Origin of the sequence: Clostridium sp. AM46-21 (assembly GCF_003480025.1) — a bacterium.
Lineage (GTDB): Bacteria > Bacillota > Clostridia > Lachnospirales > Lachnospiraceae > Coprococcus > Coprococcus ammoniilyticus.
Genome location: NZ_QUIB01000005.1, coordinates 166,887 through 183,369 on the forward strand (window position 1 = coordinate 166,887; position 16,483 = coordinate 183,369).

Consider the following 16,483-nt stretch of genomic DNA (forward strand, 5'->3'; position numbering starts at 1 on the left):
ATATCGTATAATGTATGGTAGCGGCTGTGGTTTCATAGAAAGTTGAGGAATTTTTGAGATTTACCATATATCATATAAAGAACGGAGGTGCATGATTTTGAATCCTAAATTACTGATCGTTGATGATGAACGCGGTATTGTTGATATGATACAGAGTTATTTTCAAACACAATATGATATTCTGACTGCTTATAGCGGACAAGAAGCGCTCAAAAAAGTAGTTTGCAAACCAGATTTAATTTTATTGGACATCAATATGCCGGGAATGGATGGTCTGACTGTATGCCAGCAGATACGGGAACACATTGCCTGTCCCATTCTTTTTTTGACTGCTCGTATTGAATCCAGCGATAAGATCATTGGATTTCAGGCTGGGGCGGATGATTATATCGTCAAGCCCTTTGATTTGGATGAATTGGGAGCGCGTATTGCCGCACATCTGCGCCGGGAGCAGCGACGCCAAAATAATTCGGCAGTGCGCTTCTTTGGTAAATTGATACTGGATTATTCCGCCCGAACAGTTACAATCAATAATCAGAACATCCCGCTATCTAAGAGGGAGTTTGAGATTGTAGAACTTTTATCCCTCAATGCAGGACAGGTTTTTGACCGTGAGCGAATTTATGAGCTTGTGTGGGGCTTGGATGGGGACGGAAACAGCGATACAATTATGGAGCATATTCGGAAAATACGCGCTAAATTTGCAGCACATACATTGCATAATTACATTGAAACGGTTTGGGGGTGTGGTTATCGGTGGAACGCCTAAAAAATATGGGACTAAAGAAATCTTTCCTGCTATTATCCCTCTCCTGTTTGGCAGTGGCATTTCTCCTGCTTGGGGCAGTTATCTTCCTATGCCGAGGCATTGAAAACCATTATCCTTTAGGTGGTGTAGAAATCTTGTCGGATGGCTCTGTTGTACCTTTGCCATCTCCTACGGTGTCACAACAGCGTATTTTGGCTACCCTAAACATTGTGCAGACGGTTTCCTGTATTCTTTTTCCAGTAGGCGGATTGATTGTTTCAGTCTTTCTTTTTTATTATCTCAAATTGAAACAGCCTATTTCCTGCCTGCAAAATGGCATTATGCGGATTCAGAATAATGATCTGGATTTTTCGCTGCCGATTTTGTCTAACGATGAAATGGGACAACTATGTGCTGCCTTTGAAGAAATGCGGAGTGAACTTCTGAAATCGAATCGGCTGTTGTGGCAACAGGCCGAGGAACGCAAACGGCTCAATGCCGCATTTTCCCATGATCTGCGTAACCCGATTACGGTATTAAAAGGAAGTGTAAAACTTTTGCGGCAAGGTATTCAGGACGAACAGACCATAGACCGGCTGGAAAGTTACACTTTACGGATCGAGCAGTATGTAGAAGCTATGAGCAGTGTTCAAAAGTTGGAACAACTCTCTGTTAAGCCAAAAGAAATCAGACTATCCGTTTTGCAGAGTGAATTGCAGGAAACAGCACGACTGTTGGCGCTATCCAAAAAAGTTTCTGTTTTAGTCCCATCAGGCGGAACAGTTTGTATAGATCACGGGCTATTTCTTACCGTAGCGGAAAATCTGATTGGAAATGCGGCGCGATTTGCAGAAAAAGCAATCTCTATTCAAATAACGCTGCAAAATGATTCTATGACCTTGAATGTAGAAGATGATGGTGCTGGTTATCCGCTGTCTCTCGTGCAGAATGGGCCAACCCCCTTTGAAACGACAAGTAGTAATTCCTCACATTTTGGAATGGGGCTTTACAGCAGCAGAATTTTATGTGAAAAACATGGTGGCCGATTGATTTTGGAAAATCGGGCCGGGGGCGGTGCATCCGCAACGGCTATTTTTTATTTCGCGTAATCCTTGAGCGATTTTTGAGATTTATCATTTACACTCTCCTTATACCACAAATAAGGAGAGTGTTTTTTATGAATATTGAGGCAAAGAATTTATCAAAGATTTATGGTGACGGTGAAAACCGAGTGGTGGCTTTGGATCGTGCAAATCTCGAAATTGTATCCAGCGATTTTATTTCCATCATGGGGCCATCGGGAAGCGGAAAAAGTACCCTGTTGCATTTGCTTTCCGGCTTGGATAAGCCATCTTCCGGCTCGCTGACCTACGATGGTAAAGATATTTACAGTTACAGCGATAAGGAGTTGTCGGCATTCCGCCGGAAACGGATTGGATTTATTTTTCAGCAATTCAATCTGCTTCCGGTTCTGACGGCGAAAGAAAATATTATCATGCCTCTTTTGCTGGATAAGCAAAAACCGGATGAAGCATACCTGAAACAACTTACAGAACTGCTTGGCATTCAGGGCCGCTTGGAACATCTGCCCCATGAGTTATCCGGCGGCCAGCAGCAGCGTGTAGCCATTGCCCGCGCTTTGATTGCAAAGCCGGATGTAATTTTTGCGGATGAGCCTACGGGAAATCTGGACAGCAAAAGCGGCGGCGAAGTCATGGAACTGCTTCAAAATGTATGGAAAAAGATGGGGAAAGCTCTCGTTGTCATTACCCATGACAGCCGTATTGCACGAATGGCAGACCGGCAGCTTCAGATTGTAGATGGTGTGCTTACGGAGGTGACAGCGAAATGAAATCTTATCGTACATTAGCATTGAAAGAACTGCTGTCCCAAAAAGTCACTTCTATTCTTATTTTGATTGCCGTTGTGCTGTCTACTATGATGACAACCATTGTAGGACAATCCATTGGCGTACTTAGTGCAATGCGGGAACAGCAGGCCATCGCTATCGGAGGAAACCGATATGCCACTTTTTTGCAGATGAATGCAGATCAGCTTCACGCACTGGAACAAGATGAGCGTCTTTCCTATGTAGGGAAATCTATTTATATGGGAAGTTTAGAACTCTCCCCATCTCTTACCCTTGGTTTGATGGAATATTTGGATGATACTGCCGCTATCTATCCATCCAGTACCAGTGTAGAAGAAGGTCGTCTGCCGGAAGCCCCGATGGAAATAGCTCTTTCGGAAGATATTCTGAAATATCTTGGCTTTGAGGGCGGTATTGGAGATAAGATTACACTTTCACTGCAAAAAAATCTTCGCCACAACATTGCGGACAGCTATTCCTATACAGCAGAATTTGTTCTTACAGGGATATTGAAAAATAACTACTTAGGATATACAAGCGGCACTGTTACGGGAGTTGTAGGGGAAGGAACTGCTGAACAACTTCTACCGGAATCTTATATTTATTACAATGTGGATATTCAGACTGCCGATAAAAAGAGTTTTCAAGCAGTTGTCGATGACATCAATAAGGAATTGAACATCCATGAGCTTGATACCAGCTACAATATTGTATATTTGAACGCTTTGGGAATTTCCTATACTGCAAATTCCGAGGGCGCTAATGATAAGGGATTCTCTTTTATGACAGTCGCAGGGATATTAGTGGGTACTTTGATTTTGCTGGCTGCTGGTCTTGTGATTTACAACATTCTGAAAATATCTGTATCAAAACGGATAAAGGGATATGGAACACTTCGGGCTATTGGAGGCGAAAAAGGACAGCTTTATCAGATCATTGTAATTGAAGTAATCCTATTGTGCCTGATTGGGATTCCTATTGGTATGCTTCTTGGCTTCTTGAGTGCCAGAGGAATTTTAGAGGCAGCTACCGGCTTGGTTTCCCCTGAATTGTTCTTGGTTCAGGATGCTTCTGAATTGAAAACTCTAATAGCAGAGAACAGTTCTTTGAATGGAACCTTACTGGTTTTAAGCGGAGCAATCACTTTGGCGTTTGCGCTGTTTGCAGCATTGCCAGCAGCCAGATCAGCCGCAAGGGTATCCCCCATTATGGCGATGTCTGGAACAAATCTGAAAATTCGCCGCAGAAAGCGTAAAACAAAGAAAATCCATAATTTTGAAGCATACTATGCCCGTCTGAACTTAAAGAGAAATAAAGGCCGTACTGCAATTACAATTTTGTCCCTTGTTATGAGTATCACGGTTTTTATAGCGCTGCAAGGGTTTTCCTCTCTCCTGAACGCTGCAAGCGCACTGCAAGATAACCATTTAGGAGATTATCAGATCACAAATGAAAGTGTTGGATTTACCACAGATGATCTGAACACTTTGCGGAAAAATGAAGCTGTGCAAAGTGTAGCCGCCATACAATTTTCGCTTTACGAACAAAATGAAAATGGGCTGCTCGACGAAATCAGTCTTGAATTTCAACTGAAACCCGGTGAAACTTTTCAGGTTGTCGGATTGAACGATGAATATTGGGATTATTTTATGGGGGATCAATTACCAGAAGAACAGCTTGGACAACTGAAATCAGGGAACGCCTGTATAGTAAGGAATCCTATTCCCATGAGCTACGGCGAAGATGTTCTTGAATTTACAAATATAGAGGCCGGAGAAAGCATCTGTGTTGCGGGAATGGAGCTGAATGTTTTGAAAACCTTGGATGGCTATGACGGTTATCTTGGTATTGGAAATGGCGGTTTCACAAATGGTGTTCAGGTGATCGTTGATGATGCTATCTATGAACACCTGACGGGAAAAGATACCTATTCAGAGTTTTTTCCTACGCTGAACGAGGGCGCAGACAGGGAAATTTTTGATACATTTATCGAGGCATTTTGTGATAGGACGCCGGGGACAACATTCTTGTCGTATGAAGAAAGCGACCAGCAACTGAAAGAGAGCTTTGCACAGATTCAAATGCTGGCATGGGGGCTGATCCTTTTCGTTGGACTGATCGGTATTCTTAATATCATCAATACCGTTTACACAAATATTCACACCAGAGTAACAGAAATCGGTATGCAGCGGGCCATTGGAATGAGCGCTGGTAGCCTTTATAAAACTTTTCTTTGGGAAGGTGCATATTACGGAATCATTGCCTCTGTGATCGGAAGCGTACTGGGATATGTTTGTACGATCTTCATTGAGGCGGCCACGAGCGACACCATCCAGCTTGTTGCAATCCCTGTCATGCCCATTCTTGAAGCAACCCTCTTGGCAGTAGGAGCTTGCTTGCTGGCAACAGCAATTCCGCTACGGAAAATTTCAAAAATGAATATTGTGGATTCGATTGAAACGGTTGAGTAGAACACTATTTTTTGAAATGTCCGAGCGTTGTAACAATTCAGCCTGTTTTTCTGTCGAAACCAAAGACACCTCGGACATTTGTGTAACATTTGTAGTTTATGCTTGTGGTAAATCAATAAGAAACATCTGCCTCCACAGCGGGGAAAAGAAAAAAACCGCTGACGGGCAGAGGATTTCGTGCGCTTTCCTGTATCACTGACTGATACGGCGGTTTTGAGTAGATCAAGGCCGCCGTTTCTTTTTGCTTCGACGACCCCTACACCGTGTTCTGGCATGGCGGCTTTAGGAGGGAGCCGCTATGCAACGAAAACCGCTTCGACAAATTCTGACAGGGGTTAGCCTGTCAAAAAAAGCCGTCCCCCGGCAGCGGGGACAAGCGGCTGTGCGTATGTACTATACCATGTAGGAAAAGAACATATCGCTTTTTGTTTCGCCCTGTGGGTCTTTGACCTGCCGGGCGAATTTTGTTGTTTCCTGCGGTCTGCTATCTGGCGCAAAAAGAAATTTCAAAAAAGTGAAAAAAGGAGGCGTTTAGCGGGCAGCCAGAGAGATTCCATTCGCTCTATTGGCGGAAAGGGAGAGAACCACCACATCCCCCACAGAAAGGGGGTGAGAAGATGGAAGCGATCCCCCGCAAATACGGTGAATGGGGCCAGTTTGACCGCTACTGCAAGCTGGTTCTGTACCATGAGGCGATAGATTATCTGCGGGAAATGAAGTGCCGCCGCGACCGTGAAGTGTCGCTGGACGCTCTTTCCCCGGCTGATTGGGACAAGCTCTCGACCGTAGATCGGTATTCCTGCGACAGCTTTATATTCAGTTCGCATGGCTATGACCTACATATCGACAACGAGCTTGTGGCCGAAGCGTTTGCCAGCCTGCCAAAAGACGAGCAGAGTATTTTGATTCTCCGCTTTGTTCTGGATTTGACTGACGAAGAAATCGGCCGCCTGATGGGAATGTCCCGCAGCGCAGTACAGCGCCACAGGACAAGCACCCTGAAAGACCTGCGTATAAAATTGATGGCGTTCATGCCGGAGGGAGGTTAAACGCGGATGAAGCAATCCAGTTACAAGGGCAAAAGCCCTCTACCTGATTTTGTGATCGACGCGGCCTGCGCCGGTAACGCCGAAGCCGTGGAGCGTGTCTTGCAGCATTATGACGGCTATATCAATAAGCTGTGTACCCGGACACTCTATGACGGCAGCGGCCAGCCTCATATCTGCATTGACGAGTATATGAAGCGCCGATTGCAAATCAAGCTGATCCATTCCATCGTTAGTCCCATTGGCGACTGACGGTTAAGGCCCCGGCCATAGACAGGCGGCTTTCCCTTTCCCCGCCTGCCTGTTTCCCGGCGGCCCCTTTGCTCCTTGACAAATACGCCCGCAGGACAATGGCGGCGCGTCATAGGGCAGACGGATACATTCTGTCTGTGCCGAGCCGGGCGGCAGGTGCGCCAAGAGGCTTTCCCTCATTGGGGTAAGCGGAGCGATTTTACCGGGCCGTAAAGCAGGTGTGGCAGCCTGCGGGCGACGACGCGCAGGCAGGACAATGATACGCCCTTGTCGTCGTAGTCCGAGCGTTTGAAGCGTCGCAGGCAACGAGCAGGGCCGCGTGAGAACCACGCGGGGGTGAGATTCCCGTGGAGCTGTGCCAGCAGCCGTCCGTTATTTTCTGCCCACTTTCGCAAAAAACAACCTTTGTTTTGAAAAGAAAGGGGGCCATGTTATGAGTAATAACGATGTGCCTATTTGGGAAAAATACACGCTCACCATTGAGGAAGCGTCCAAATATTTTCGGATCGGGGAAAACAAACTGCGTCGGCTTGCCGAGGAAAACCCCACCGCTGGCTGGGTGATCCTGAACGGCAACCGCATCCAGATCAAGCGGAAGCAGTTTGAAAAAATCATTGATTCCCTTGACACAATATAGTGAAAAAGGGCCTTGCGCGTGTTATAATAGGTTATAAGCGTGTCAAGGCTCTTTCCGTCATGGAAAGGAGCATGACGAAATGCCAAGAAAAGAACGAGATGAAAAAAGACGGGACAACAAAGGCCGCCTTTTGAAGTCTGGAGAGAGCCAGCGATCAGATGGAAGATACGCTTACAAATACATTGACACCTTTGGAGAAACCCAGTTTGTTTACTCATGGAAGTTAGTACCTACCGACAAAGTACCTGCCGGGAAACGGCCCTGTCTTTCCCTGCGCGAGAAAATCAAGCAGATACAGAAAGACCTTGACGACGGGATAGACACCATCGGCAAGAAAATGACCGTATGCCAGCTTTATGAAAAGTACACCCGGCAGCGCGGGAATGTGCGGAAAGGAACCCAAAAGAGCCGCCAGCAGTTGATGAAACTTCTGTCCGAAGATAAGCTGGGCGCGGCCAGCATTGACAGCGTGAAGCTGTCCGACGCGAAAGAATGGGCCTTGCGTATGCAGGAAAAGGGCGTTGCCTACAACACCATCTGCAACAGCAAGCGTTCCTTAAAAGCCATCTTTTATATGGCCGTACAGGACGACTGTCTCCGCAAGAATCCCTTTGACTTCCCGATCAATGAGGTTATCAACGACGATACCGTACCAAAGGTGCCGCTTACCCCTACACAGGAAAACGAGCTTTTGGATTTCATGCAGAACGATTCCGTCTATGCCAAGTATTATGACGAGGTGGTGATCCTGCTGGAAACCGGGCTTCGTATTTCCGAACTCTGCGGCCTGACGCCCGCCGACCTGAATTTTGAGAAGCGCTTTGTGAATGTAGACCACCAGCTTTTGAGAAGCACCGAGGACGGCTACTATATCGAAGCGCCAAAAACAGAAAGCGGATTCCGTCAAGTGCCTATGAGCGCAGCCGCCTATGAAGCGTTTGAACGCGTGTTGAAGAAGCGCAGGGACGGCAGGTGCATTGAGGTTGACGGTTATAAGGACTTCCTGTTCCTGAACCGGGACGGCCTGCCCAAAACCGCCGTCAACTATGACGCCATGTTCAAGTGCCTTGCCAAGAAGTACAACAAGTGCCACAAGGAGCCGCTGCCCGATGTGATGACGCCGCACACCATGCGGCATACATTCTGTACCAGAATGGCAAACGCGGGCATGAACCCCAAGGCATTGCAGTACATCATGGGACACGCCAACATCGTAATGACGCTGAACTATTACGCCCACGCTACTTTCCATTCCGCACAGGAGGAAATGGAACGGCTGCAAGCCAAGGCAAAAACCACCACAGAGGCCAAGCCGGAGCCTGCGGCGGAAAGCGCCGAGGAAACCAAGGCGGCATAAGTAGTACGCAGAATTTACTACTGCTTTTACTACTTTTGAGAGCGAAAACATGAGGGGTAATAAAAAGATTTGTGAGGTTCTTCCTATATGAAAAGTGCCGGAAAAGCCCGAAGTAACGGGCTATACCGGCATATAAGAACATCTAAAGAGATAATTAGAAATCTATTAAATGATTAGCATAAGTTGCAAGAAGAATTGGACAAGAATGAGGAATATAAGGACTTATTATTAGAAAGAAAGGAAATATTGCGTTCTAATGGCTTCATCAATAAATTACAGCCAAGATTTGAGGCTATATGTGAAAGACTACAGGAAATAGATAATGAAACTCAAAAGAAACTATGGGGAGAGGTGGTATTGAAGGATTCTGAAGATGAGGATATAGATTTTAGTTTTAGGGACACCAGTGAAAATGTATTTCAAGAAGCACTAAAAACATATTGTGATAATAATAAAAGTAGAAGAGAATATGAAAAAAGAATGGGAATGATAACGGATGAAGAAAGATTAAGAGTAAAAGAGTTTATTGAACAGCTAGAGGCACAACGTAAAAAGCCTCAATGAGAATACCCCTTTTTAATATTAAAATTGGGGGAATCGAATCAATGTAAAATATGTGTTTTAATTGCAGTGGTAGGAAATATTACCACTGCTTTTTATTTTGCATGAGAGGAGGTGAACAGAATGACATGGACTGATTTTAAAGAATATAGTTCGGACGTACAATTACAGATTGGTCAGAGAATTCAAAAGTTGAGAATAGATAAAAAGATTGCCGCTGTTGATTTAGCAGCTGTGCTAGATATCCAGAGTAATCAGATGTCTAGGATTGAGAATGGACGTGCAAATTGTACTGTGCCTCAGTTATATGTGATTAGTCAGATTCTAGGTTGTTCTGTTGATTACCTCCTGTTTGGGAAGCAGTGCTTGACTATTTCACAGGAGCAGGCGGATTCCATTAAGGTCTTAATAGAAACATTTACAAAATAGTCTTTTAAAGACTACAAACAATGAAAAGATAGGCTTTATAGGCAAATCATAAAAAGTGAAAGTATTCTATCATAATCATGTGCTAAGGAACAGCACACCACGAGAGTGGAGGCGCCAAAACTCTCCAATACGAAATCGTAAAGGAGATAACAAAATGAATAAAAGAGATTTTAACGTAGTAGGAAACGAAGGTACAGATAATCAGGAGCTTGCAAAGGGTATTGCATTTGTAAAGTCACGCAGAGCAGAACTTAATGTAGTCCAGATGGTCGAGAATATGCGTGATCAGGCAATGCCTAATGGAGTAATAATCAATGATGCGTATTGTGATCGTTCAATGACAAGGGACTATGACAGAGAAGGTCTGAATGCTTTCTTTGCAACACTTAAAGAGGAAGACTTTGAGGTTGTAGTAGTCAGAAGCCTGAATGAGATCACAGATGACATTTATGATCTGGAAGAATTTGTTAAGACCATCACAGATATGGGCATATGGCTCTATTCTCTTGAAGTCGGTCCGGTGCCAATTATTGTATCTCATGCAGAGGATTTTGGATGCTAACGGAGTCCTTTGGTAGAGCGACAACAGAAAATCATTCCGGTCGGGACAAACAAGTCCCGGCTGTGAAGGATTGCAGATTTACACAGACTGCATTCGGAACAGTTGTACATGATTCAAGTGGGAAGTGGCTTGGTCAGTACGAGACAGAAGATGCAGCTGTAGAGATGATTAGGGAAATGGCACAGGACATTGGAGGGTACGACGATGAAATATGAAGGATATAAAATTGGTCCGGTGATTCGTGATATCCGTAAGGACAAAGGACTTCTCATTGAAGAGGTTGCTGCTAAAACTGGAATAAGTGTTTCGACACTTGGACAGGTGGAGCAAGGAGGAAGAAACTTGAGCATGAAAAATTTGTATATGCTTATGGAAGTTTATGAAACAGACGCAAATAGCTTACTTGCAATAGACTGTACACCGGATTCATTAGATTCGAGGCTAAAGCGGTTACCTGCAGATAAGCAGGATTATTTGAAAAAGACATTTGATTTTATGATAGAGCAGGCTTTGAAGTCAGCATAGGAGGCAGAGAATGAGAAGAAAGATTAAAAAGATGGATTGCATAGAATATCTTTCAGTGCAGGCTCCATTGGAAAAAGTAAATATGCTTGAAGACAAGCAGAGCAAATATATACATGAATTTGTAAAGAGAAAAGAATATTCAATCGTGGGAAAGATAAGACGCAATGGCTTTTCGCAGAGAGATGTTGATCGCCAGTGGAATCAGATTGTGAATATGATCCGCAAAAAGCAAATCAGTGGAGTAGTTGTTGCGAATATGGCAGCTATATCCAGCAGTGTTGCGGATGCTTATTTTAAGGTAGGACTGGTTATTGAAGCAGGCGGCATTGTGGTGACTGTAGATGAGGGCAGATTGGATATGCACATCAAGAAGGGAGCATAGATATGAGCAGACGAACAGAAAAAAGAAGATATGGTAAGTATAACAAATTTGATGTCGTGTATGCAGATTTTGGAAAAAATCCACATGGCATCCAGGGAGGAATCAGACCAGGAATAATTATTTCATGTGATGCCAGTAATCATGATGGTGCACTACAGGTGTCAGTAGTCCCTTTGAGCAGTAAGTTAAAGGATATTCCGGTACATGTGATTTTAAATCCGAAGGATGTGAGTGGATTTGGATTAAGTAAGATATCTGATTTTATGCCTGAAGATGCACAGACAATTTCAAAAGGCTGCATTAGAGCAAAAAGTGGAACTGTCATTGAGGATTCCGGCGTGAGAGAAGAAATAGACAGAGCTTTGATACGACAGTTTGATCTGTTACCTGTAGCTCGCAAAATGGTAATGGAGGAGTTAGCAAATGGACAGCAGAACTAAAAAGACTAATAATAAAAGATTTGTCAGATATTCAGAAGGAGCAGAGATGTATTCAATGAGTGTGTCAAAGTTTATGCAGTTAGCGAAGGATGCAAAGGCATGTTATAAAGTGAATCAGCTGGTGTTGGTTAATCTGGATATTATTGATGAATATCTGGAGACTTTCCATATTGTAGATGACGAGTTTTATAAGTAATTATGAGAAATGACGCATTGATATAGAAGAAATACAAACAAGTATGGAGAAAAATGAGCCAAGAGAGAAAAAATGTATTGACTTTCGGTCAGACCGAAAGTATAATATGACTAAGATATGAAGGAGGCATACAGATGGTTAGAACTGGAAGACCAAAAGCAGATAAACCTTTTGATCATAAGGTAACTGTTAAATTCAAAGAAGAGGAATACCAGATAATGGTTGAGTATGCTGAGACTCATAATCTATCCATTTCGCAATTGATTAGAATGGGTGTTGAATTACAAATGAAGCAGCAGGCTAATCAGTAGAACAGGCTCTTTTCTCCGGAAAGGAGAGAATAATGGCTTGTAGAAAAGATGGTAAAGGCAGAGTATTAAGAAAGGGTGAGGGTTACAGAAAAGGCGACGGAAGATACTCATATGTATATATTGATCCATTAGGCAAGAAAAGAACCATTTATGCAAAGTCTTTGGTAAAGCTTCGAGAAAGAGAAGAACAGTTACAAAAAGACCAGTTGGATGGACTTGATATCTATGTCGCAGGAAAAGCTGATGTAAACTTTTTGTTTGACAGGTACATATCAACTAAAACAGAATTGCGTAGCACTACTTACAGTAATTATTTGTATACATGGAATCATTTTATTCGTGATACATTTGGCAAGAAGAAAGTAAGAGATGTGAAATACTCAGACGTGTTATTCTTTTATACAGACTTGATTAATAATCAGGGATTACAGATTAATACGCTTGAGACAATTAACACAGTATTAAGACCTACATTTCAGCTTGCTGTCAGAGATGATATCATAAGGAAGAATCCGGTAGACGGAGCATACTGTGAAGTAAAGAAGCGTAATGGTGGTGCCAGAAAAACAAGGCGAGCGTTGACTGTGGATCAGCAGAGAAAATTCATGGAGTATGTAGCAAAGAATCCGTTCTTTTATCACTGGTATCCATTCTTTGTATTTTTGTTAGGAACTGGATGCAGAATAGGAGAAGCAATTGGGATACGCTGGGATGATATTGATTTGGAGAATCGAATCATTGATATCAATCATAGCTTAACCTATTACCAGAGAGCGGATGATTCATATAAATGTGAGTTTAGAGTATCTTTGCCAAAGACGGAAGCTGGTAATCGTAGAATACCTATGATGCAGCAGGTATATGATGTGCTTCAGGAAGAATATGAGAGACAGAAGCAAGAAGGCTTTTGCATAGAGAATGTAGATGGTATGACCAATTTTGCTTTTACAAATCGTTTTGGAATGCCACACAATCCTGCCGCAGTCAATCGTGCAATTAAGAGAATTGTAGATACTCATAATTCTGAGGAAGAGGTGGCTGCTAAAAAAGAGAAGAGAGAACCTATTATGATTCCAAGATTCTCCTGCCATATCTTCAGACATACGTTTGCATCAAGATTTTGCGAGAATGAAACCAACATCAAAGTAATTCAAGAGGTAATGGGACATGCTGATGTATCGACTACCATGAACATATATGCAGAAGCAAACCCAGATGTTACCAAATCAGTAATTGAGAAATTATCAAAAAATATGGATATTTTTTAGAAAAGAGTCCTGCGATTGAACTCTTTGAAGATTGAAAAATATACCTATTCATACTGTGGCAAATATGTTATACTTGCTAAGTATTGTTGTGTTTGACACAGCAGTACATGCATAAAATAAAAAGACGTATTTTAAGGCGAATGACATCTTTTGGACGCACAAAAGTCAAAAAAACGTCCAAGAGTATCCAAGTATATAGAATCCGGGAAAGCCCATTTTCCAAGGGTTTACAAGGATATACAAGAGTTAGCTTAGCAATCAAAAAAATTCCCGACAATGAAGTCCTTAGATGGTGTAAATAAGAAAAATGATGTAAATAATACAGCTTCTGAAGCACCTGAAAAAAATGTAAAAACTGAGTCTGAAAAGATTGATTTTTCTAAGGTAAAGGTAGAGCCTTTATTTGAGGAATTTGTTGATTTTGATACATTCAGCAAGTCAGATTTCCGTGCAGTAAAGGTTAAAGAGTGTGTTGCAGTACCGAAGTCAAAGAAACTGTTACAGTTTACTCTTGATGACGGAACAGGCACAGACAGAACCATTTTAAGCGGTATTCATAGCTTTTATGAGCCGGAAGAACTGGTTGGAAAGACTCTTATTGCTATCACAAATCTTCCACCGAGAGCTATGATGGGCATTGACTCTTGCGGTATGCTCCTCAGTGCTATTCATGAAGAAGAAGGCGAAGAAAAGCTTCATCTTCTGATGGTTGATGACCACATTCCGGCAGGTGCAAAGCTCTATTAAGATGATGTAAAGATGTACCGTTTTACCAAATAGACGGGACGTACTTCATTTGATAAAAAACTGAAAAAACAGCGATTTACATCAAACTTACATCATTTGATGCAGAAATCGGTGCAAGCAAGAAAAAATCGCATAATTAGTGCAATGAGTGGGCAATTCCAATCGGAGTTGCCCATTTTAAAACAAACAGAAATACAAATCGGAATTTGGAGGGGAATAACATGAATAGATTTGGTGTAAAGCTAATTCTTTCAATCGTTTCTTTTTTGGCAGTCAATATCTGGCTTATAGGTAAGGGTGTAGCAAAGGGCGCTGCTGACTTTTTCATATCTGCAACGGTTGAGGAAACAATACTATTTATCATTTTACAGCTATTAGTTGTACTGATATATTTTATATATCCTCTTACGGTAAAAAAATATAAAATCATTTACTGGTCTGTATCTGAAGCCTTAGTCATTATTACAGTTCTCTTTTGGGGAATATTTATTGTCGGTCCGATTTGGTTAAAATAAGCAAATTTCAGTTTGTAGAATCAAGAAAATCGGAATTTATCAAGCTGTTAATTTTGAAAATTTCTTTGAAAATCTATTGACTCCTACGCAACGTAATAGTTTACGATATGTTTATCGAGAGGAGGAAATGACAATGATGACAGTGAATGAGGTAAGTAAATTAACAGGAATGAGTATACGCACTCTGCAGTATTATGATACCATTGGTCTCTTAAAACCTATTGAATATACAGAGTCAGGTTATAGGCTGTATGACGATACATCCTTGGAAAGGCTGCAACAAATTTTACTGTTTAAAGAATTGGAATTTCCGCTTAAGGAGATTAAAAAGATAATTGATGCCCCTAACTTTGACAGGAATAAAGCATTAGAGCAGCAGATTGAATTGCTTACTATGAAAAAAGAGCATCTTGAAAATCTTATTAGTTTCGCTCGAGGAATAAAAGGAATAGGAGTGAAATATATGGATTTTAAAGTATTTGATACAACAAAGATTGATGAGTATTCTAAACGAGCAAAAGAACAATGGGGACAAACCTCTGAGTATAAGGAGTTTGAAGAGAAAACAAAGAACTGGACGAAAGATGATGAAGCTACTGTTGCAAATGAGTTTATGCAATTATTTGTTGAATTCGGACAAATGAAAGAAATGGACCCAGAAGATGAACAGGTGCAGTTGCAGGTAAGGAAACTTCAGGATTACATTACAGATCATTTTTATACATGTTCTGATAAGATTTTATGCGGTCTTGGAAGAATGTATGCCGGTGGAGGAGAACTTACGGAAAATATTGATGATGTTGGAGGAGTTGGCACAGCAGAGTTTGCAAGTAAAGCTATTGATATATTTTATATGAGCGGAAGGTAAATTCCAGTAATACGCTCTGTTGATACGCTGATTTTTCTACGATATACTCCTTCAAAAAGGAGTGTGCTCTTATGGGTAGAGAAATTTATGACATCATCAATGACATGGCGGAAGTATTAAATGCATCGCAGATGGCAAAGGAGACAAAGAGAGGAAAGCATATTTTGATGCTAAGACCAAAATTCATTTGTTGAATTATATTGAATCAAGGACAGATAATAATATAGCGTTATTTGTGTCGTTAAACAAACCATACAGTAGACTTACTGAAAGCGGTGTGGAGTTACGATTACGAGAAATGGGGAAGAAGTTAGGTGTAGAAAAGGTACACCCACATAAGTTCAGAAGGACTATGGCCACCAGAGCAATTGAGAAAGGTATGCCGATTGAACAGGTACAGAAAATTCTGGGACATGAGCAAATAGATACAACGCTCAGATATGCAATGGTTAATCAAAACAATGTGAAGCTATCGCATCGAAAATATATTTCATAGATTGATTTGTAACGCAAAAGACGTTACAATAAAAGAAAGATGGAGGTGTATTCTATGGGAAAAACAGCAACATTAAATATAAGAGTAAATCCAGATGTAAAAGAAAATGCAGAAAGTGTATTGGCACAATTAGGGATACCAATGGCTACTGCTATAGATATGTATTTAAAACAAATATCATTAGTAGGAGGAATTCCTTTTTCTGTTGTATTACCAAAAGCGGCTAATTCAGTGAATGCAGATATGATGTCTGTTACACAGATTCATCAAAAGTTAGAAAAAGGATATGCCGATATAGAGAAAGGAAATGTTGAGGATGCAGCTAGTGCGTTTGTGGCATTTAGAGAGAGGCATTAATGAAGCACTATAAGGTAGAGATTACAAAAGAAGCTTTGCAGGATATGGAAGATATATACAATTATATTGCTATAGATTTGCTTGCTCCGGATAATGCAATGGGACAATATAATCGCATTGCTGATGAAATACTTACATTAGACACTTTCCCGGAACGATTTAGGATTATGGATTCTGAGCCGGAAAAGAGAATGGAGTTGCGTAGAATGCTCGTCGATAATTATTCAGTATTTTACACAATCCGTGACGAAAGGGTAATTGTAACGGATGTGTTATACACGGCATCTGATATAGAAGCACGTTTGAGAGGCGAGCTATAAAAGCACGCGTTTATTTGAATTTGTCGACTTGTTAATTTCCAATTTTTAGTGATAGGGAGATACACAATGAATGGTTTGATTATAAAGGTACTCAGCATAAGTATTGCGGTAGTAACCGTAGTATA

General features: G+C 41.7%; 23 protein-coding genes and 1 pseudogene. All 24 read left to right on the forward strand.

Going from position 1 to position 16,483, the window contains the following annotated elements; genetic code table 11:
• Positions 1-91: 91 nt before the first annotated feature.
• The 24 genes and pseudogenes from DW959_RS05115 (at position 92) to DW959_RS05240 (ending at position 16,358) form a co-directional block, all read left to right on the forward strand.
• On the forward strand, positions 92-769 hold the full coding sequence (locus DW959_RS05115) for a response regulator transcription factor (RefSeq protein WP_118615590.1): 678 nt from the start codon (positions 92-94) through the stop codon (positions 767-769).
• Entirely contained in the window at positions 757-1,857 is a 1,101-nt protein-coding gene (locus DW959_RS05120) for a HAMP domain-containing sensor histidine kinase (RefSeq protein ID WP_347475323.1), read from the forward strand. The genes DW959_RS05115 and DW959_RS05120 overlap by 13 nt, the downstream gene beginning before the upstream one ends.
• Positions 1,858-1,925: 68 nt before the next feature.
• Complete coding sequence (locus DW959_RS05125; protein WP_118615592.1) at positions 1,926-2,600, forward strand: ABC transporter ATP-binding protein; 675 nt, start codon at positions 1,926-1,928, stop codon at positions 2,598-2,600.
• Positions 2,597-5,089 carry an ABC transporter permease gene (locus DW959_RS05130; protein WP_118615594.1) on the forward strand — a complete coding sequence of 831 codons (2,493 nt, stop codon included), beginning with the start codon at positions 2,597-2,599 and terminating at the stop codon, positions 5,087-5,089. Before DW959_RS05125 ends, DW959_RS05130 begins: the two co-directional genes overlap by 4 nt.
• A gap of 617 nt (positions 5,090-5,706) precedes the next feature.
• The gene (locus DW959_RS05140) at positions 5,707-6,138 is read left to right on the forward strand and encodes a sigma-70 family RNA polymerase sigma factor (protein WP_005947719.1); all 432 of its coding nucleotides are present in this window, start codon (positions 5,707-5,709) and stop codon (positions 6,136-6,138) included.
• Positions 6,139-6,144: 6 nt separating this feature from the next.
• Complete coding sequence (locus tag DW959_RS05145) at positions 6,145-6,387, forward strand: helix-turn-helix domain-containing protein (RefSeq protein ID WP_004611627.1); 243 nt, start codon at positions 6,145-6,147, stop codon at positions 6,385-6,387.
• A 433-nt stretch (positions 6,388-6,820) separates the two neighbouring features.
• The gene (locus tag DW959_RS05155; RefSeq protein WP_009296579.1) at positions 6,821-7,024 is read left to right on the forward strand and encodes an excisionase; all 204 of its coding nucleotides are present in this window, start codon (positions 6,821-6,823) and stop codon (positions 7,022-7,024) included.
• Between the two features lie 79 nt (positions 7,025-7,103).
• Positions 7,104-8,381, forward strand: coding sequence for a tyrosine-type recombinase/integrase (locus DW959_RS05160; RefSeq protein WP_022364659.1), 1,278 nt, complete (start codon positions 7,104-7,106; stop codon positions 8,379-8,381).
• 195 nt (positions 8,382-8,576) lie between these two features.
• A complete protein-coding gene (locus DW959_RS05165) occupies positions 8,577-8,945 on the forward strand; it encodes a hypothetical protein (protein WP_147353066.1) in 369 nt (122 codons plus the stop codon).
• A gap of 120 nt (positions 8,946-9,065) precedes the next feature.
• Entirely contained in the window at positions 9,066-9,371 is a 306-nt protein-coding gene (locus DW959_RS05170; protein ID WP_004611633.1) for a helix-turn-helix transcriptional regulator, read from the forward strand.
• A gap of 154 nt (positions 9,372-9,525) precedes the next feature.
• Entirely contained in the window at positions 9,526-9,933 is a 408-nt protein-coding gene (locus tag DW959_RS05175) for a recombinase family protein (RefSeq protein WP_077326070.1), read from the forward strand.
• The gene (locus tag DW959_RS05180) at positions 9,927-10,148 is read left to right on the forward strand and encodes a hypothetical protein (protein WP_004611635.1); all 222 of its coding nucleotides are present in this window, start codon (positions 9,927-9,929) and stop codon (positions 10,146-10,148) included. The genes DW959_RS05175 and DW959_RS05180 overlap by 7 nt, the downstream gene beginning before the upstream one ends.
• Positions 10,138-10,458, forward strand: a complete 321-nt coding sequence (locus tag DW959_RS05185; protein WP_004611636.1) for a helix-turn-helix transcriptional regulator — start codon at positions 10,138-10,140, stop codon at positions 10,456-10,458. The genes DW959_RS05180 and DW959_RS05185 overlap by 11 nt, the downstream gene beginning before the upstream one ends.
• Before the next feature lie 10 nt (positions 10,459-10,468).
• Positions 10,469-10,840 carry a recombinase family protein gene (locus tag DW959_RS05190; protein WP_004611637.1) on the forward strand — a complete coding sequence of 124 codons (372 nt, stop codon included), beginning with the start codon at positions 10,469-10,471 and terminating at the stop codon, positions 10,838-10,840.
• 2 nt (positions 10,841-10,842) lie between these two features.
• Entirely contained in the window at positions 10,843-11,280 is a 438-nt protein-coding gene (locus tag DW959_RS05195; RefSeq protein ID WP_118615600.1) for a type II toxin-antitoxin system PemK/MazF family toxin, read from the forward strand.
• The gene (locus DW959_RS05200; protein WP_004611639.1) at positions 11,264-11,476 is read left to right on the forward strand and encodes a DUF6462 family protein; all 213 of its coding nucleotides are present in this window, start codon (positions 11,264-11,266) and stop codon (positions 11,474-11,476) included. The genes DW959_RS05195 and DW959_RS05200 overlap by 17 nt, the downstream gene beginning before the upstream one ends.
• Before the next feature lie 134 nt (positions 11,477-11,610).
• Positions 11,611-11,787 carry a CopG family transcriptional regulator gene (locus DW959_RS05205; RefSeq protein WP_077326067.1) on the forward strand — a complete coding sequence of 59 codons (177 nt, stop codon included), beginning with the start codon at positions 11,611-11,613 and terminating at the stop codon, positions 11,785-11,787.
• A gap of 32 nt (positions 11,788-11,819) precedes the next feature.
• The gene (locus DW959_RS05210; RefSeq protein WP_118615602.1) at positions 11,820-13,055 is read left to right on the forward strand and encodes a tyrosine-type recombinase/integrase; all 1,236 of its coding nucleotides are present in this window, start codon (positions 11,820-11,822) and stop codon (positions 13,053-13,055) included.
• A 276-nt stretch (positions 13,056-13,331) separates the two neighbouring features.
• Entirely contained in the window at positions 13,332-13,802 is a 471-nt protein-coding gene (locus DW959_RS05215) for a hypothetical protein (protein WP_015567916.1), read from the forward strand.
• Positions 13,803-14,023: 221 nt separating this feature from the next.
• Positions 14,024-14,317: a hypothetical protein gene (locus DW959_RS05220; RefSeq protein ID WP_004853536.1), complete on the forward strand. Its 294-nt coding sequence runs from the start codon at positions 14,024-14,026 to the stop codon at positions 14,315-14,317.
• A gap of 133 nt (positions 14,318-14,450) precedes the next feature.
• Positions 14,451-15,185, forward strand: coding sequence for a MerR family transcriptional regulator (locus DW959_RS05225; protein WP_008402212.1), 735 nt, complete (start codon positions 14,451-14,453; stop codon positions 15,183-15,185).
• A gap of 118 nt (positions 15,186-15,303) precedes the next feature.
• A pseudogene (locus DW959_RS05230) lies at positions 15,304-15,681 on the forward strand (site-specific integrase); the annotation flags it as partial.
• A 54-nt stretch (positions 15,682-15,735) separates the two neighbouring features.
• Positions 15,736-16,038: a type II toxin-antitoxin system RelB/DinJ family antitoxin gene (locus DW959_RS05235; RefSeq protein ID WP_172681925.1), complete on the forward strand. Its 303-nt coding sequence runs from the start codon at positions 15,736-15,738 to the stop codon at positions 16,036-16,038.
• Complete coding sequence (locus DW959_RS05240; RefSeq protein ID WP_008402216.1) at positions 16,038-16,358, forward strand: type II toxin-antitoxin system RelE/ParE family toxin; 321 nt, start codon at positions 16,038-16,040, stop codon at positions 16,356-16,358. The genes DW959_RS05235 and DW959_RS05240 overlap by 1 nt, the downstream gene beginning before the upstream one ends.
• Positions 16,359-16,483 lie beyond the last annotated feature (125 nt).